We start from the raw sequence: 17,596 nt of genomic DNA, 5'->3' as shown, positions 1-17,596 counted from the left end.
TCTTACATATTTTCCCAATTTGAAAACCAGAAAGTTTAGAATGGCGAAATATGGGTTGTTCATTTATCGGGATGTGATGTACTGAACCAGCGTAAAAGAACGGAGTGAGCATTTGTTGATTCTTTTGCTCATATTTGGCCCTCAAAATGGCCCTCAGAATGTGCAATCTATAAGAAAATACTAGGCATGGAGGATGCACACAGGACGTCAAAGACGCTTTAGAATTGTGTTTTTGCTGCAATGTCAATGTGTTTTTCGCTGAATATGCATCATTTCGGTGGGCAAGTTGTAGCTTATTGCTCGCCAAAAGCATGTTAATTCCATGCTTAACTCAATGCTTTTGCCAGCAAAAGAGATATTGATAGGTAGATAAAACGCAGGAAAGATTTATAAACTATTGTGTATGAGGTATATACAAATAATGCTCATGCTTGCCGTATTTGCAACAACCGGCATGTTTGTTTGCAAATATGCGAAATATGAACGCGTACGTTGTCAAAAAAAATCAGTAACGTTGGCCGTCATGATTTGGGTAGGACCAACGAGCATATCTTTTGATAGAAAGGTGGCATTTAGATGGGGTTCTCAATGGATTAGTCCATCCAGTTGTACCAAGAATAGCTCATAGCGTTTTGATCGCTATTGCATGACAGGGGAGCGATTCATCATGTTCGGCCGACTGGTGGCTGATTTAAAAATTAAATGCCATACCGAATGAAAAACTGGGTTGATGCATGGGAGTCCGACGTTTAAAGGTGTCAGTAAGAAAAGTCCGTGTGCCATCCTGTGATTCTTGAACACGGTTCCTCAGTTCATAGGTGTATTCAGGTTCAGCGTAGTCATAATTAAGATTTGTCTTGAACGACATGCCATGCTTGTAGGCCCACGTCAAGGAGAGCCCCGTGCTGTATAGGGGCGTTTTGTTCGACTTAATCGTTAAAAACTTACCATCATGGATGCCTCGTCCATCGCCCAGGTCATCCAACCATCTTGTCAGCTCTCCCTTTTCATCTGGGCTCTTAAAATATTGTTTGTCATTTGCGGAAATTGGAGCAAGGGCATTGCGCAGACCCTCAACATCCACATCGGCGATGGCATCGATGTCATAGTCGGTCGTGTGTCTTCTACCAATCAGCACCTTGCTGCCTAAGCGCAATCGGCTGGTAAGGGGATAAGAGAAATAGGCACCCGTACTGAAATCGAACATGCCCACATGATTGGATTCCAGTCCTACGAAGTTCACGAATTTTTCTTTTAAATCATTTTGCAGGCCATGTGCGTATATATTATATTTGAACCCATGCGACAAATCAACGGTAGAAGTAACAGGCATGGTCGTTACGCGAAGTCTTCCGCCTATTCCGATGTAATCATTCAAGAAATAAGCACTCTCAACCGCTACGCCTATGCTGGCACCCAAGTTCAGTTTCAATCCCAAAGGATGACTTGATCCTTGTGAGCTGCCAGGAGCATAAGGTTGCATGTTCTTATCATAGTGGTCGTATACTTCTGGTGCTTTGAAGCGTTGCATCCTGGCTGCCATGTCTATGTTGATGGCAAAAAATGAGGGCCGGTTTGAGATGTTGGGTGTAATATCTTCCAGATTGCTTCGCCTCAGGCCTTTATCCTTGAATATCAGGTCACCCAGGGCATAGCCAATGTCTGTGGCTAAAATGCCTATTCCCGCTCCAACCAACACGTCGTTTACCCAATGCCTGTTGTTCAAAATGCGGCAAATGCCCGTTGCTGTAGCAACTGAATACCCAGCTATGCTGTACCATGGGCTACGCGTAAGTCCATACTCTTTGTGCAAGATGGTTGCAGCAACAAACGCTGTAGCCGTGTGCCCCGAAGGGAAAGAGTTGCGTTTAGTGCCATCTGGACGAAGCTCTTTTGTGGTGTGTTTCATGGTGTTGACTATTCCTGCCATCATGACAAACGACATGGCGTTGCTTACCGCAAGACGTTGAAGTGAGCTTCGTCCTTGAACGCCAGCCGTGTTCAGCACCCACGTTGTTAGCAGAGGGCTGTATTGTGCGTAGTTGTCCCAAGTGGTCTTGAACGTTGGTTGAAAATAATGTCGGAGAGAGCGAAAGTCTTCTTTGTGAGATTTCACGATAAATCCCGAGGCGATGAATCCCAATCCCATGTATGTGAAATCTTGTTTCAATGCCTTCTTCGCATTGAAATTAGTAACAGGTGTGAGGATGGGGGATGGTGTTAACGCCGTAGTGTCAGTCACAGCTGAAAAAACAGCTTTCGATAGCAGCAAGAACAGCGTCACGCATACAATGAATTGACGTGAAACAGGATGATGAATGTTCATTTACGATGATATAATAGTTGCTCACAGACCATTGTAGAATAATGGAATCTGTTTGAGTTTGCAAAGTTACATCATATTTTTGTAGTACGCAACCAGATGTAAAATGAAGAATATAAATTTGACACATTTCATGACATTATCAAATATTTTTTCTACTTTTGTACAATATATATTACTCGATAATACGAAAATGTCAATGCTACACCATGTAGCTTTCAGCGTTTTCTACATCAGTTCACGCACAAAACAGACATGCGATCATACCTATTTATCCTCAGTTGCATCATTGCTTTTTGCTCCTGTTCTCACAATAAAACAGAAGAGGGAATCGCTCCTATGGATACGATTCCAACCATGGTGATGCAGATACAAAAGTGTTCAAAACTGTATACCACAGAAGTGCATGTTCACAAGATTGTTACACATGACGACCAGCTGAAGCTCAACGGTTCTTTCATGAAGAAAGATTTTAGTGTCAACCTTCCATTGGGCAGGCGGAAGATTGCCATTCCAATGGATGCCACCCTGAAAGCATACATCGATTTCAGTAATTTCAGCGAAGAAAACGTGCAAAAGAAGGGACAAAAAATTGAGATTATCTTACCGGATCCTCGGGTGACACTCACGTCTACTCGCATCAATCATGAAGAAATCAAACAGTATGTAGCCCTCACTCGTAGCAACTTCTCTGACGAAGAACTCGCCAGCTACGGTCAACAAGGGCGTGACGCCATCATCCATGACATCAATTCACTGGACATTATTGACATGGCTCGTGAAAGTGCTGCTCGTACGTTGATACCGATGATAGAGCAAATGGGGTATCGCGAGGAAGACATCACCATCTCTTTCCGAAAGCAATTCACATTGGATGACATTAAGACTCTTCTTGACAAAACAACGATTGAACATGGAAACGAATAACAATAAAAGACACAACTTGCTCAACCGCCTGTCCAAGATATCAAGGAAGACTATTTTTTTCGTGATTACGATCTTGCTGTTGGTGGGCATTGTGTTAGTGTATCTTAATAAAGACAATAGGTTCGAACTGTCAAAGGATGACAAAATCAATATCACCCCCACGCAGATACAGAGTATTCGTGACATTGGACAATGGGAGTTTTTGACCATCAACAACGAAGAAATCATTGACACAGTTAGGCATGGCTTCTTCGGTGATGCCGAATTGGTTCGTATTTATTATGGTACTTTGCGGTTGGGTATTGACTTACAAGATGCAGGTGAAGATTTTATAGAGCCTCAAGGAGATTCTATCGTCGTTATGTTACCACCCGTCAAACTGTTGGATCACAACTTTATCGATGAGGCTCGCACCAAGTCTTTCTTTGAAAAGGGCGAGTGGAAGGCTAAAGATCGTGACGATCTTTACCGAAGAGCCTATCAAGCTATGATTGACCGATGCTTGACAACACCAAACATCAAGAGTGCAGAGCGCAACGCCTCACGCCAGTTCTACCAGTTGATGAAATCCATGGGATTTGAAAATGTCATCATTCGCAATAAGCCATATACAAAAGAAAAGCGCAGTCAATAAGCCATGCTCGATTGCTGAAAACACACAATAAGGCAACTGATTCTTTTCGGAAAAGTAAAGTATCTTGCGCATATTTTCGTTATTTAATTTGGTGGAGTCATTAAATTCGTTTAACTTTGTGCACATCTTGAAAGGTTTTATAACAAATAAATCTCATTGCCTATAGATATACATTTACTTAGAATCAAATTTTTAAGAAAATGAGGAAGCTGAATGAGCTGTCAGATGAGGAATTGGCAGTGGCCTATATCAATGGTAATAACTACGCTTTTGATTTATTATTGTCGCGCAATCAGTCGAAGATATTCTCTTATATCCTGTTTGTTGTAAGGGATAGGGATGTGGCTGACGATGTCTTTCAAGAAACCTTTGTGAAGGTCATCACCAAGTTACAGCAGGGGAAGTATACCGTTACGGGTAAGTTCTGCGCATGGGTCATGCGCATTGCCCATAATATCATCATGGACATGTACCGCGAACAGAAGTCTGAAAAGATTGTCGAGGCTACAGAAGACAATGACTTGTCAAACTTTGGCAGTAAGGAATTGTTGGACGAGAACATTGAGAGCAAGTTTGTCAACGAACAGATTCTCTGCGATGTCAAGAAGATGATGAACCTTTTACCCACCGCTCAGCGTGAAGTTGTGTACATGCGATTCTATCAGCAGCTGTCGTTTAAAGAGATTGCTGACACCACAAATGTAAGTATCAATACAGCCTTGGGGCGCATGCGTTATGCCATCATCAATCTGAGGAAGATGGCTCAGGAGCATCAGATGGAATTACGAATGATGTAATCAGGCCGCTCATGCACTCCAATTGAGCAAGAAGAATTCGAATTTTTCTTCTTCTTGCTCCATGATTATGTTAAGTTCTCGAGGGTCTTTCTTCACTTTCTTGGCTTGTAGAAAGTGACTTCAACTGTTTGATGGTATTCTCTGGATCCTCTGATTTGAACACATAGCTGCCACTCACCAGTACGTCTGCACCTGCTTGAACAAGTCGCGGAGCGGTTTCACCCTGTACACCTCCATCAACCTCAATAAGAGCTTTAGATCCACATTCATCCATGAGCTTGCGGAGACGCTTTACCTTATTGATGGTGTTCTCGATGAATGTTTGTCCACCAAAGCCAGGATTGACGCTCATAAGCAATACCAAGTCAACGTCACAGATGATGTCTTCCAGCAGATGAACGGGCGTGGAAGGATTCAATACCACGCCGGCTTTCATGCCAGCCGCATGGATTTGCTGAATGGTACGGTGCAGATGGGTGCACGCTTCGTATTGAACGGACATGATATAGGCGCCAGCCTTGGCCGTTTGTTCGATGTATCGCTCGGGTTGTACAATCATCAAGTGAACGTCGAGCGGCTTCTTACAGATTTTCGAGACGGCACTGATGACGGGAAAACCAAATGAAATATTTGGCACAAACACGCCATCCATGACATCCATGTGAAGCCAGTCGGCCTCACTGCGGTTAATCATTTCGACGTCTGACTTGAGGTTTGTAAAGTCAGCCGATAGGAGTGAGGGAGAAATAAGAATGTTCTTCATTTGCGTTTTTGGGCATTAATTGAGACAATAGGATGCCTTCTTGTTATCAATGTCAACTACCCTGTATGTGCGAGCCAACTGTCTGAGCAAGTTCAGCGTGACCTCCGAGGGTTTCAGTTCTTCCGATGTAAAATACTTCATAGGCTGTATTTTTGATAATGTCTTTGTTATTATCATAACGTTCCAGCTATATCTTTATTACATTCTTACTTCAATATTTTTGTGTGGCGGTTAATGATGAGCCTCTTATATAATAAGGTGAAAGTTTTTTTTGCGGCTCCAACCAGATTCATTTCATTCTCTTTCGCACCTTCTGTCGCCTTCTGTAGGGCTTTAGGATGCGGGGTAAGAGCCTCTAAATCCAATTTATATGAATCACTTCAAGATGTTTGTCGAAATAAATTCGTACATTTGTCGAGTTCAACATCATTTTAACATTGAATGAACAAAATGAAAATAAAAGTGTGCGGTATGCGTGATACCGACAACATTCGCGCCGTATCAGCCTTGGACATCAACATGATGGGCTTCAACTTCATTCCCCATTCTCCTCGTTATGTGGAGATGATCAGCAGCATGGCCGGCATCATACCCGATTATAGTGAAGAACGCTTGGCCAAAGGAATGCAAAAGCAGGAGCCACAGTCTGTCGCTGATCGCATTGAACGAGTAGGCGTGTTCGCAGACGACATGCCGCAGACCATCGTGACGCGCGTCTACAATTACAGTCTTGATTACGTTCAATTGAACGGAAACGAAAGCAGGGTGATGATAGAGAATCTGCTTCGTACACTCAAACCCGATATCCAACCAAACATCAAGATTATCAAGACCTTGTCCATATCATCCCAAAAAGATTTGGAACAGTGTAAAGAGTTTGAGGGCGTAGTCGACCTGTTTCTTTTCGTTCCGTCTGCCGAAGAGGAGGAATGCCAAGGTAAAAAGCCCAACTGGACACTCTTGGAGAAGTACGAAGGCACTACGCCATTCTTATTAGGAGGCAGCATTGGCCCCGAAGATGCGCAACGCATCAAGCTGTTCAATCATCCTTTGTTCGCAGGTGTTAACTTGAATCGTTGTTTCGAAACAGCACCTGGCGTGAAAGATGTGGAGATGCTACGCTCTTTTATCCAAGCAATACGGTCGTAGTTATGGAAAGCAAGCCAGATTGTCAACCAGGGGAAAATACGTCATCAGCTTCCATCTTTCCTCAACAGCATGAAGAAGATACGTTGCCATGGTTTGCCGTAAGGCTGTTCATGGCAAAGCCTCAGTTGGTGATGGATTATCTGACTGAGCAGCAGTTGCATTATTTCATACCGATGGAATATGTGGACGTTGAGGACAAAGACCATCACATCCGTCAACAACTGCGGCCTGTCGTTCGAAATTTGGTATTCATTAAGAAAAGCAAACCCGAAAAGGCCATACGGCAATTGCTGATGGATGCACCCTTCAAATCTTCTGTCATCCGTAAAAGCAAGGATGACAGTAAGTATTATGAGATTCCGGCTAAGCAGATGTTTGAGTTCCAAGCCATGTGCAATCCCGAGATTGCTATGCGTAAATTCTTGAGCGAAGAACAAGCAAAATTAAAGCCTGGCACTCCTGTTTATGTCAAGTATGGCCCGCTGAAAGGCCTGAGTGGCAGGTTGGTCCGCAGCAACAAAAAGTATTTTCTCTTGAAGGAGATACCCTGTATGGGCGTGATGCTGAAGGTGGCCCGCTGGTGTTGCAAGCCTTTGCAGCCTTGATGAAACCACAAATTAATCCAGTGTTAGTCAAGTATCTGCTGGGCGTGTTCCTTCACCTTGATTTCTTTCGGCGTGATAATGCGCTCTATCTTTCCTTCCTCATCAATGATGAAGGTGGTGCGGAAGGTTCCCATGTACTTTCTTCCATACATGTTTTTCTCGCCCCAAACACCAAAAGCATTATTGAGCGTCTTTTCTGTGTCAGCAATCAGCGGGAAGGGTAGCTGGTGCTTCTCAATGAACTTCTTGTGCGATTTCTCGTCTTGCACGCTAACGCCCACTACGGCATAGCCTTGGGCTAAAAAGCGTTCATAGTTGTCGCGCAGGTTACAAGCTTCGGTGGTACATCCGGGCGTGCTGTCCTTTGGGTAGAAATACAACACCAATTTCTGGCCTTTGAAATCATCCAACTTCAGTTCATTACCGTCTTGGTCGCGTCCCAATATCTCGGGCGCCTTGTCTCCTATCTTCATATTTATATTGTTTTTAAGCATTCGGGTCTATGCCCGAACGTGTGATGAATATTGATGTTACGAAGATAAGCAAAATATATGATATATCCTTTGTACGTTGCTCTTTTCTTTGAGTTTTCTGTATTTGTCCAAAAAAATAACCAAAAAACTACCTTTGAAAAATCTCCTTATAGAAAAAATCAATAGGCCAACAGGGAGTAAGAAAGCTCTTTTTTTGGGAAAAAAGACCGAGTGTTGGGACTAAAGCATAGAGATTATGCTGATAGATGTAGCTTTTTAGGAGCCAAGTGTCATGCCATTGAAGGACAATAGCTATGACTTTAGGCTCTTAAAGCAATGCTTTTGTTCCGTAACAGCGTAATGAACGGTCTGGAAATTAGGTAATGGCTCCGCAATGAATTGTGCTTCAATGTGATAGAAAATTGCGCCATATTTCGCTTATTTGAGCCGTGCGGACCGTTTGCTTGTTTACAAGCGAAATATGAGCAGGGTGTTGTCAAGAAAATTCAGCATTGAAGAAAGTTGCGAACATCATTCAACATCCATGGTGATATTTGCGGATGGATGCCATAACTTTCCTTGCCATGTGTTCCGTTCAATCATTCTTTGGGTCAACAAATTCATCCATTCATAAGGCTTCAGTCCCCATTTGGGTGCGACGACTCTGTTGGCTGGCGACGTGCTTACAAAGCGTTCGAGTACCAAGTCATTTCGAAGACGCTCTATGTAGCGGATGATGACGTCAATATATTGGTCTACCGTGTAGGTGTGGAATGGGGCTTCAGCGTATTGTTTTGCCAGTTGCGTATGCCGTATCACCTGCATTTGGTGAATTTTCAGCACATCGATGGGCAGCGATGAGATGATGGGAGCTTGCCCAATGCTGTCTTCGGTCGACTCGCCCGGCAGTCCGATGATGACGTGTGCGCCTGTCAGGATGCCCCGCCCGTGCGTCTTTTCGATGGTCGCTTTGCTGCATTCAAAGGTGTGTCCTCGGTGAATGCGCTGCAACGTGTCGTTGTTGGTCGTTTCTACACCATATTCTATTAAGAGAAAAGTGTGCTTGTTCAGTTGTTCCAAATAGTCCAACAGCTGGTCGCTCATGCAGTCGGGACGGGTTCCTATGACGATTCCCACGACGTCTTCCACCAGCAACGCCTCCTCATACATGCGCTTGAGTGATTCAAGAGAAGCGTAAGTATTGGTGTAAGCTTGAAAGTAAGCGAGGTATTTCATGCCGTGATACTTGCGTGAGAAGAATGCCTTCCCATCTTCCAACTGTTCTTGTATGGTCTTCCTGGGATCGCAATAGGAGGGATTGAACGCTCGGTTGTCACAGTAAGTGCAGCCACCTGTTGACAGTTTGCCGTCCCGATTAGGACAGGTAAAGCCCGCGTCAACGGAAATCTTCTGCACCGGACCATCAAAATACGTGCGAATCCACGAGCCAAAGTCACGATATAATTGTTTCATTCACTTGCAAAAATACGCAAAATTGCCTATCTTTGCAATCATTAGCATTAAGAAATCAAGCAGAATGAAAAAGATCATTTTAGGGATTATAACACTGTTCATGGCAACCTCAAACATCCATTCGGCCGAACGAATCACCCTGAAGGCCATCCAAGATGGCACTTTTGCGGCAGAGCGTTTGAGTGGAATCAAACCCATCGCGGGTACCGACCAGTATGCAAGAATCAGCAAAGACGGCGAACGTGTTGTCAGGTTCTCGTTCAAGACGGGGAAACAGACGGCCGTATTGTTTGACGTGAACCATACGATGGGTGCGAAAATCGATTCGTTCGACGGGTACATCCTGTCGCCAGACGGAGCGAAAATGCTCATCCAGACCAAGACCGAACGTATTTATCGCCGTTCGTTCAAGGCACAGTATTATATCTATACCATTGCCAGTACAAAGTTGGAACCCCTTTCAGAGGGTGGACCGCAGCAGGTTCCGGTGTGGTCGGCCGACAGTAGGCAGATTGCTTTCGTGCGTGACAACAACATCCATCTCATTAAACTCTTGTACGATAACGCCGAAAGTCAGGTCACGAAAGATGGTAAGTTTAACGAAATCATCAATGGAGTGCCTGATTGGGTGAATGAAGAAGAGTTTGGACACAATCTTTCATTCTGCTTCAACGCCGATGGAACCAAGATTTGTTGGATTAAATACGACGAGTCAAAAGTGAAGAGTTATGCCTTGCAGCTTTTCAAGGGCTTGCGACCTGAGCAGCCTCAATATGCTGATTACCCGGGACTATATACTTATAAATATCCCAAGGCCGGTCAGGACAATTCAAAAGTGACGGTGTGGAGCTATGATGTAAAGAGCCATCAAACCCGCCAGTTGCAGGTTCCGTTGGATGCCGATGGTTATGTTCCCCGCATCAAGCCAACGACTGATCCCAACAAGATTATCGTTTACACCTTGAACCGCCATCAGGATGAAATGCATTTGTATGCCGTTAACCCATCGAGTACCGTGGCCACGCTGTTGATCAAGGAGCGTGTGCCGAAGTATGTCAAGGAAGAGGCCATGGAAGGTGTCATCATTGGTGAGAATAGCATTCTGTTGCCCAGTGATCGGGACGGGTACATGAAAGGGTATCTGTATAACATGAACGGTCAGATGATTAGAACCATCGGGAATGGTTCCTATGACATTACCGCTTGGTATGGCTACGACGAAAAAACCGGTGATGTTTACTATCAAGCTGCCGCACTGAATGCTCACGACCGTCAGATTTATGTTTCGCACAAGAATGGTAAGACCGATCGACTGACGCAGCAACAAGGGTGGAACGTTGCGCAGTTCTCTGGCGATTATCAATACTTCATCAATACATGGAGCGATTACGATCATCCGTATGTATATACCGTTCGGGACAATAAAGGAAAGGTGATGTCCACGCTGATTGACAATGCTTCATTGCGGAAAAAAACAGCAGACTACGGTTGGACACCCAAGGAAACTTTTTCTTTCACCACATCTGAGGGCGTAAAGTTGGACGGATGGATGGTGAAACCCGCTCAATTCAATGCTTCTAAACAATATCCGGTTATCCTCTTTCAGTATAGCGGACCTGGTAGTCAACAAGTGATTAACTCATGGAATGCGGGTTCCTTGGGGCAGGGAGGTGCTTTTGATTATTATCTGGCACAACAGGGTTTCATTGTCGTTTGTGTTGATGGCAGAGGCACTGGCGGTAGAGGTTCTGAGTTCGAGAAAGTGGTTTATCAGCGGTTAGGAGAATTAGAATCCAAAGATCAGGTGGAAACAGCTCTGTGGCTTGGCAAGCAGTCGTATGTGGACAAGAACCGCATTGGCATTTGGGGATGGAGCTATGGCGGTTTCAATACACTGATGAGCATGAGCGAGGGGCGTGGCGTGTTCAAGGCTGGTGTTGCCGTAGCGCCTCCTACCAATTGGAAGTTTTATGACACGGTTTATACAGAGCGATACATGCGAACACCTAAAGAAAATCCCGATGGATATGCCGTTAATCCGATAGAGCGGGCGGCAAAGCTGCATGGCGCTTTGTTGATTTGTCATGGTCTGGCCGATGATAACGTGCATCCGCAAAACACATTTGAGTATGCAGAGGCATTGGTTCAGGCTGATAAAGACTTTAAAGAGATTTATTATACCAACCGCAATCATAGTATTTATGGCGGTAATACTCGCAATCACTTGATGCGGCAGATTGCAAACTTCTTTATTGACGAACTGAAATAACCCTATCGGGTGGTCTGTTGATTGAACGTTTGTAATCAGTAACGCCATGGCGTAGACATTTGTCTTATCGCCATGGCGTTACTGGTTAATAGATGAGAGGGAATGAACTATTCGCAAATTCCAGCTTCGAGCCATTGGTTGGTCAACGCTTGTGCGTCTTTGCGAGCCGTTTGTTCGTCTACATCATACTCTTGCGTGAGCAATTCTACCAAGTCGTCAACGGTAAAATCCTTGTCCTGAATGGCATTCCACAAGTAAGCTGAGGTTTCATTCATGGATATGATGTTACTGAAGTCGATGTTTTCTCTACCTTCAGCAACGATAACTTGCTCACCACAAACGTTGCGTAGATTAAATCCTGTTTTTGCTTTCATATTATTTATTATTGTTTTCTGATTAAATTGGCCCAAATAGCGGAATCCATATTCTTCTGTACGCAGCCAACAGGTAGCGTCTGATGGGATAAAGTGCCATCCAAATGTGCGAATAGGTGCGCCATTTGATGTCGTTTGTCTTATCGAGTTTGGTGCGGCCTTTGCGGTAAAAGCCAATCGCATACCCATGTACGTCATTGACATGACACACCTCTGTGCCTAAGTTTCCGTCTCCTCTTAGTGTGACCGTTTCTCCTTGAATCTTGATAATTCGGTGTAAGACATAATGCTTCGGGGCTGTTTCTGCTAAAACCGCATCACCCACTTGTATGTCTTTGGCCTTGGTCAGGAGTGCTTTGTCACGATTGTCCTCAAGAAAAGGGCGCATGCTGAAGCCTCTCAATTGCAAAGTTACCGTATGTCCTTCGTTCAAAAGTTTGATAACTTCAGGGAGAAACTTACGGTTTTCAATCTGCAACTCTTTAGCAGCAGGTTGATGACTATGCGTGTTTTTGGGATTTGAAGACATGGCCGCTCTCTTTTGTTATCCTCCTTTTTATTGTTTTGCAATAGCCTCATGGCAAACTTCGGCAGCCTCTTTGTTGGGCAGGCAGTGCAGAATGTAGATGCCAGTTGTTTCGATAATGTGGGTGACGGTGTCACAGATGCGGTTGAATATGTCTTTGTCCCATTTCATCATGGAGCATGAAACGAGCATGGAGGCAAAGGCTTCGACGGGTTTAAGTGGCTCAATGCTGTTTGCACTGGCACGGTCTATTTGTGTAATGGCGCCCAATTTGGCTTTCACATTTCGATAACAAGGCGTCTTCCCACTCCATGGACTGCCATAAATATAGGGCTTGCCATCGATTATTCGGATGACGGGGTTGTCGTCGTTCATCAAGTCGCAGCCTTCGAGGTATCGCAGCCACATGCTCACTTGTGTACTTTTTCCAGTTCCACTCTTGGCGATAAAGGCATATCCATAGCCTGCCTGTCGAACCAGTGAAGCGTGAATGAGGAGGGTTTCTTTGCGACTTCCTGCAAAAGCAAAGATTAACATAAGTGCGTTACTCAAGCCAAAACAGCGCATGTTGTAGTTCCCATTGAGTGCGCACTTGCAGTGTTTGAAGTCTTTGTCGGTTTGTAGCATGCAGCAATCTGCACCCTTTACATTCTTAATAATATACTGATAGCCGCCGTTGTCGAGCAAATCCACGGTGGTATCACCATTCCCTGTTTCGAACTTTCTGATGAGTTCGCGCTTGTCTTTGGCGATGGGTTTTAAGTTGTCATCTACTGTCAGTTCAAAAAAAAGCTCATCATCTTCTCCGAATTTTTCACTTCTGAAAGGTTCGAAAGAAGGGATGAGGTGCATACTATTCTTCTGTGATGGAAGAAAACTGATGCAGAGATGATGGTCAGCTATGGTGAAATAATTTGTTTGCAAGTCCATGAAAGCTGGTTTTCTTCAGGTATGAATCTATTGTTTTGTATCTTTAGCTGTCACAGGCTGGTTCGTTTCAATGATTCCTTTCTCTGCCAATTTTTGTTTTCTTTTGGCTTGTTTCTTCGCTATCTTAGCCGCTTTTTTAGCCTCTTTGGCTTTTCTTTTAGCTGCTTTTTCTTGTTCCAAGTCGCTCGCCTGAGGCATTATGCCCTGATACCTGAAGTTTGTTGCTGTAATATATTTGATGGTATACTTTCCACTCTTCTCATATTTCTTCCGCATGGAAAGATATTTTTTTTCAATTTTCTTCTGATCTTTGGCGAAAGTTGTGATGCAAGTGGGGGTTACAGCACCAATAGAACGTAGGTAATTTTGCAGTTGATAGGAATAATTCTCTCTGCTGAACAAGAAGTTTGATTTGCCAATATAGGCCGAATCAACATATTGTATCTCCGTGATGTAGATGGTAGAATCGTTAAACGATGCAGCAAAACCGAACATGTGCGTACCTGTTATTTCTTTTGCGGCATTGACATGTATGGAAATCACAATGGTGAAAATAATCAATAAGAGTTTTCTAACTTTCATATTTCTAACTGTAAAGATGCTTATCCATAGGTGAAATAGCATCTAAAAAAATAATCTTTTTACCTGTTTACGCTCATCTGCCTAAGTAGGCTTTGAGCTGTTTACTCTTCGTATTTTGTCTGAGCCGGCGCAAAGCCTTCTCCTTGATTTGTCTGACGCGCTCTCGTGTGAGGCCAAATTTATCCCCAATTTCTTCCAGTGTCATCTCTCTTTGGTTGATGCCATAGAAGCATTCGATGATGTTTCGTTCACGTTCATTCAGGACATTCAATGCACTGGCAACCTCTTCTCGCAACGATTCCATCACCAGCTCGTTGTCTGCCATGGGTGATTCCGTGTTAGGAAGCACGTCTAAGAGACTACTATCCGCTCCTTCCATGATGGGTGCGTCAACGGAGATGTGCTTGCCATTGACTTTCATGGCCTCTACAATCTTGTCTTCTGGTAGGTCTATCTGGTCAGCTATCTCATCAACATTTGGTCTTCTTTCGTGTTCTTGCTCGAATTTATTCAGAATCCGATTGATTTTGTTGACAGAGCCTACTTGATTCAAGGGTAGCCTTACGATTCTACTTTGTTCGGCTATAGCTTGCAAGATGCTTTGTCTAATCCACCAAACGGCATACGATATAAATTTGAACCCACGTGTTTCGTCAAATTTTTCTGCGGCTTTAATCAGCCCCAAGTTACCTTCATTGATCAAGTCAGGCAGACTTAAACCTTGATTCTGGTACTGCTTTGCCACTGAAACCACGAATCTCAAATTGGCTTTGGTCAACTTCTCTAATGCTTTTCGGTCACCTTTTTTGATGCGTTGAGCCAATTCAATTTCTTCTTCAATGGAGATTAGGTCTTCATGTCCAATCTCTTGAAGATACTTATCGAGAGCAGCACTTTCCCGATTCGTAATTGATTTTGTGATTTTCAGTTGTCTCATTGTTGGTTTGCCCAATTTGATGGATAGTTGCAAATGTAGTTGTTTTCAACGGAATGTACAAATTTTGTCCCATAAAATACTTATTAGCTATCTATTTTTGACTTTCGATTTTGAATCTACATTTATTTTCTTTGGCATCCATCAGAAAAAGTTTACCTTTGTATTGATAAATATTGAGTTTTATGACATATAGTATCGAAAAGGTTACCACACTCATAGGTGCGCGGCGTTATGGGACAAAAAATGCACAGATAGGCTTCATCTTGACAGACAGCCGATCGCTTTGTTTTCCCGAAGAAACTTTATTTTTTGCTTTGGTGACCGATCGTAACAATGGTCATCATTATATTCCGGAACTCTATCAGCGTGGTGTTCGCAACTTTGTGGTTTCGGCTGTGCCGGTTGGTTACGATAAACTTTATCCTGAAGCCAACTTTCTCAAGGTTGTTGACACGCGCAAAGCTCTGCAAAGGCTTGCAGAACGGCGTCGTGATGAGTTTGATATTCCCATCGTTGGCATCACAGGTTCCAATGGAAAAACAATGGTGAAAGAGTGGTTGTATCAGCTTCTTTCACCGCAATTTTATGTCACTCGTTCGCCTCGCAGCTACAATTCACAGATTGGTGTGCCTCTTTCGGTTTGGTTGATGAATGAACAAACGCAGGTTGGCGTGTTCGAAGCGGGAATTAGTAAGCCTGGGGAGATGAATGCTTTGCGTGACATCATACAACCCACCATTGCCGTGTTGACCAACCTTGGCGACGCGCATCAGGAGAATTTCGGACTCATCGAGGATAAATGTCGTGAAAAACTTATCCTCTTCCACGATGCTGAAACCCTAATTTATCCTGCTGACGATGAAATTATCAGCAAGGTCATCACTGAATACGACTATCCTGGCGAACGCCTTTATTGGTCGATGAAGGACAAAGAGGCACCGTTCTTTGTGAAATTTGTCGAGAAGAAAGAAACCATGACGACCGTTACCTATATTTATAAAGGTAAGGAAGATTGGTATTCGCTGCCCTTCATCGATGAGGCTTCTGTGGTCAATTCCATTGTCTGCGCCATCGTGTCACTACACTTAGGTGTAACACCAGACGTGCTGGATCAACGCATGCAGCAACTGGAACCTGTAGCCATGCGCCTTGAGGTGAAAGAGGGACAGCATGGGTGTACGCTCATTAACGACTCATACAACTCGGACATCAATTCATTGGACATCGCACTCGACTTCATGAACCGTCGCCCTGACCACCAAGGGCGTAGTCGAACGTTGGTTTTGAGCGACATTGATCAGAGCGGACGAGAGGCATCCGAACTGTACAGAGAGGTTTCCAACTTAGCCGTAAAGCGTGGCGTGACCAAGTTGATTGGTATCGGTCCGCAGCTTACTGAGCAGCAAGATGCCATCAAAGTGACGCAGAAGTATTTCTTTCCAACGGTAGAAGCTTTTATCAAGAGTGGCGTGTTCCAGGCGCTGCGCGATGAGGTAATCTTGCTGAAGGGTGCCCGCAGGTTTGGATTTGACAGTCTTAGCGAGTTGCTTGAGCAGAAAGTGCATGAGACAATCCTTGAGGTGAACCTCAATGCGGTGGTCGACAACCTGAATCATTTCCGTTCATTCTTGAAGCAGTCCACGAAGTTGGTCTGCATGATCAAGGCAGATGCTTACGGCGCGGGTGCGGTAGAGATTGCCAAGACATTGCAAGACCATCGTGTGGATTATTTGGCTGTGGCGGTTGCCGATGAAGGTGTGACACTCAGAAAGAATGGCATCACGGCCAATATCATGGTGATGAACCCCGAAATGAGCTCGTTTAAAACGCTTTTCGATTACGACTTGGAACCCGAAGTGTACTCGTTCCGCTTACTGGAAGCACTCGTCAAGGCTGCCGAGAAAGAGGGTATCACCGACTATCCTGTACATATCAAGCTTGATACGGGCATGCATCGGCTTGGATTTGATCCCAATAATGACATGGAGCGGTTGATAGAACGGTTGAAGCATCAGGATGCCATCATTCCTCGTTCGGTATTTTCGCATTTCGTAGGGTCGGATAGCGATGACTTTGACGACTTCTCCGCACGGCAGTTCGCATTGTTTGACATGGCAAGTAAACAGTTGCAAGCTGCTTTTCAACACAAGATTTTGCGCCATATAGACAACTCTGCCGGTATTGAACATTTCCCCGAGCGGCAGCTGGATATGTGCAGGCTGGGCTTAGGACTGTATGGCATCGACCCTCGAAACAACCAAGTAATCAATCACGTCAGTACCTTAAAAACCACAATTCTGCAAATGCGCATGGTCAAAGCTGGCGATACGGTAGGTTATAGCCGAAAGGGAAAGATTGAACACGATAGCATGATTGCTGCCATTCCCATCGGTTATGCCGATGGATTGAACCGGCGTTTGGGCAATCGGCATGGCTATTGTTTGGTTAATGGGCAACGTGCCTACTATGTGGGTAACATTTGTATGGACGTGGCCATGATTGACGTGACGGGAATTGATTGCAAGGAAGGCGACCAAGTGGAGATTTTTGGCGATCATTTGCCTGTGACCGTGCTCTCAGATACGCTCGAAACCATCCCTTATGAGGTGCTTACGGGGGTAAGCAACAGGGTGAAGCGGGTGTATTATCAAGATTGATGAATAAGTTTTGAATAAGTTGAAGTCAAGGAAGGCTTCAACTTTTTTGCTATAGAACAAGAGAAATGAAGACATGAACACACTGTGTTTAAAGTTCTTCGTTTCTCTTGTATTGTTTGTTAAGCCGATTATCTTGGCAGTATCAGAGGCACTCTTCATGTATGGATAGCCACTCAT

17 protein-coding genes are annotated in these 17,596 nt (G+C 44.2%); 7 read left to right on the top strand and 10 right to left on the bottom strand.

The window, feature by feature from the left end:
* Nucleotides 1–691: 691 nt before the first annotated feature.
* A complete protein-coding gene (locus HMPREF0650_RS04305; RefSeq protein ID WP_050774838.1) occupies nt 692–2,326 on the bottom strand; it encodes a phosphatase PAP2 family protein in 1,635 nt (544 codons plus the stop codon).
* 336 nt (nt 2,327–2,662) lie between these two features.
* Here HMPREF0650_RS04305 and HMPREF0650_RS04300 point away from each other — a divergent pair, with 336 nt between their 5' ends.
* The 3 genes from HMPREF0650_RS04300 (at nt 2,663) to HMPREF0650_RS04290 (ending at nt 4,681) form a co-directional block, all read left to right on the top strand.
* Nucleotides 2,663–3,250: a DUF4230 domain-containing protein gene (locus HMPREF0650_RS04300; protein WP_004348615.1), complete on the top strand. Its 588-nt coding sequence runs from the start codon at nt 2,663–2,665 to the stop codon at nt 3,248–3,250.
* Entirely contained in the window at nt 3,237–3,884 is a 648-nt protein-coding gene (locus tag HMPREF0650_RS04295; protein WP_040562421.1) for a DUF4230 domain-containing protein, read from the top strand. The genes HMPREF0650_RS04300 and HMPREF0650_RS04295 overlap by 14 nt, the downstream gene beginning before the upstream one ends.
* A 200-nt stretch (nt 3,885–4,084) precedes the next feature.
* On the top strand, nt 4,085–4,681 hold the full coding sequence (locus tag HMPREF0650_RS04290; protein ID WP_004348613.1) for an RNA polymerase sigma factor: 597 nt from the start codon (nt 4,085–4,087) through the stop codon (nt 4,679–4,681).
* A gap of 70 nt (nt 4,682–4,751) precedes the next feature.
* Here the strand turns inward: HMPREF0650_RS04290 and rpe are convergent, their stop codons facing one another.
* Both rpe and HMPREF0650_RS13640 read right to left on the bottom strand, forming a co-directional pair.
* Complete coding sequence (gene rpe, locus HMPREF0650_RS04285) at nt 4,752–5,444, bottom strand: ribulose-phosphate 3-epimerase (RefSeq protein WP_004348612.1); 693 nt, start codon at nt 5,442–5,444, stop codon at nt 4,752–4,754.
* Between the two features lie 15 nt (nt 5,445–5,459).
* Nucleotides 5,460–5,585 carry a hypothetical protein gene (locus HMPREF0650_RS13640; RefSeq protein WP_004348611.1) on the bottom strand — a complete coding sequence of 42 codons (126 nt, stop codon included), beginning with the start codon at nt 5,583–5,585 and terminating at the stop codon, nt 5,460–5,462.
* A gap of 309 nt (nt 5,586–5,894) precedes the next feature.
* Here HMPREF0650_RS13640 and HMPREF0650_RS04280 point away from each other — a divergent pair, with 309 nt between their 5' ends.
* Nucleotides 5,895–6,593, top strand: a complete 699-nt coding sequence (locus HMPREF0650_RS04280; RefSeq protein ID WP_040562434.1) for a phosphoribosylanthranilate isomerase — start codon at nt 5,895–5,897, stop codon at nt 6,591–6,593.
* Nucleotides 6,594–6,595: 2 nt separating this feature from the next.
* A complete protein-coding gene (locus tag HMPREF0650_RS04275; protein ID WP_004348608.1) occupies nt 6,596–7,198 on the top strand; it encodes a UpxY family transcription antiterminator in 603 nt (200 codons plus the stop codon).
* A 23-nt stretch (nt 7,199–7,221) separates the two neighbouring features.
* Here the strand turns inward: HMPREF0650_RS04275 and bcp are convergent, their stop codons facing one another.
* Complete coding sequence (bcp, locus tag HMPREF0650_RS04270; RefSeq protein ID WP_004348607.1) at nt 7,222–7,671, bottom strand: thioredoxin-dependent thiol peroxidase; 450 nt, start codon at nt 7,669–7,671, stop codon at nt 7,222–7,224.
* A gap of 531 nt (nt 7,672–8,202) precedes the next feature.
* Nucleotides 8,203–9,144: a tRNA modification radical SAM protein MnmL/YtqA gene (gene mnmL, locus HMPREF0650_RS04265; RefSeq protein ID WP_004348606.1), complete on the bottom strand. Its 942-nt coding sequence runs from the start codon at nt 9,142–9,144 to the stop codon at nt 8,203–8,205.
* A gap of 64 nt (nt 9,145–9,208) precedes the next feature.
* On the opposite strand from mnmL, the gene HMPREF0650_RS04260 reads away from it, so the two are divergent.
* Nucleotides 9,209–11,413, top strand: a complete 2,205-nt coding sequence (locus HMPREF0650_RS04260) for a S9 family peptidase (RefSeq protein ID WP_040562418.1) — start codon at nt 9,209–9,211, stop codon at nt 11,411–11,413.
* A gap of 107 nt (nt 11,414–11,520) precedes the next feature.
* Here the strand turns inward: HMPREF0650_RS04260 and HMPREF0650_RS04255 are convergent, their stop codons facing one another.
* The 5 genes from HMPREF0650_RS04255 to HMPREF0650_RS04235 form a co-directional block, all read right to left on the bottom strand.
* A complete protein-coding gene (locus tag HMPREF0650_RS04255; RefSeq protein WP_004348604.1) occupies nt 11,521–11,787 on the bottom strand; it encodes a PqqD family protein in 267 nt (88 codons plus the stop codon).
* 22 nt (nt 11,788–11,809) lie between these two features.
* Complete coding sequence (locus HMPREF0650_RS04250) at nt 11,810–12,316, bottom strand: S24/S26 family peptidase (RefSeq protein ID WP_004348603.1); 507 nt, start codon at nt 12,314–12,316, stop codon at nt 11,810–11,812.
* A gap of 27 nt (nt 12,317–12,343) precedes the next feature.
* On the bottom strand, nt 12,344–13,243 hold the full coding sequence (locus tag HMPREF0650_RS04245; RefSeq protein ID WP_004348602.1) for a hypothetical protein: 900 nt from the start codon (nt 13,241–13,243) through the stop codon (nt 12,344–12,346).
* A 27-nt stretch (nt 13,244–13,270) separates the two neighbouring features.
* Entirely contained in the window at nt 13,271–13,825 is a 555-nt protein-coding gene (locus HMPREF0650_RS04240; protein ID WP_040562416.1) for a hypothetical protein, read from the bottom strand.
* 73 nt (nt 13,826–13,898) lie between these two features.
* A complete protein-coding gene (locus HMPREF0650_RS04235) occupies nt 13,899–14,762 on the bottom strand; it encodes a sigma-70 family RNA polymerase sigma factor (RefSeq protein ID WP_040562414.1) in 864 nt (287 codons plus the stop codon).
* Nucleotides 14,763–14,944: 182 nt separating this feature from the next.
* Here HMPREF0650_RS04235 and HMPREF0650_RS04230 point away from each other — a divergent pair, with 182 nt between their 5' ends.
* Entirely contained in the window at nt 14,945–17,419 is a 2,475-nt protein-coding gene (locus HMPREF0650_RS04230) for a bifunctional UDP-N-acetylmuramoyl-tripeptide:D-alanyl-D-alanine ligase/alanine racemase (protein WP_004348598.1), read from the top strand.
* Nucleotides 17,420–17,596 lie beyond the last annotated feature (177 nt).

It is taken from the genome of Hoylesella buccalis ATCC 35310 (assembly GCF_000177075.1).
Taxonomy (GTDB): Bacteria; Bacteroidota; Bacteroidia; order Bacteroidales; family Bacteroidaceae; genus Prevotella; species Prevotella buccalis.
This window is presented reverse-complemented; position numbering and strand designations above follow the sequence as displayed.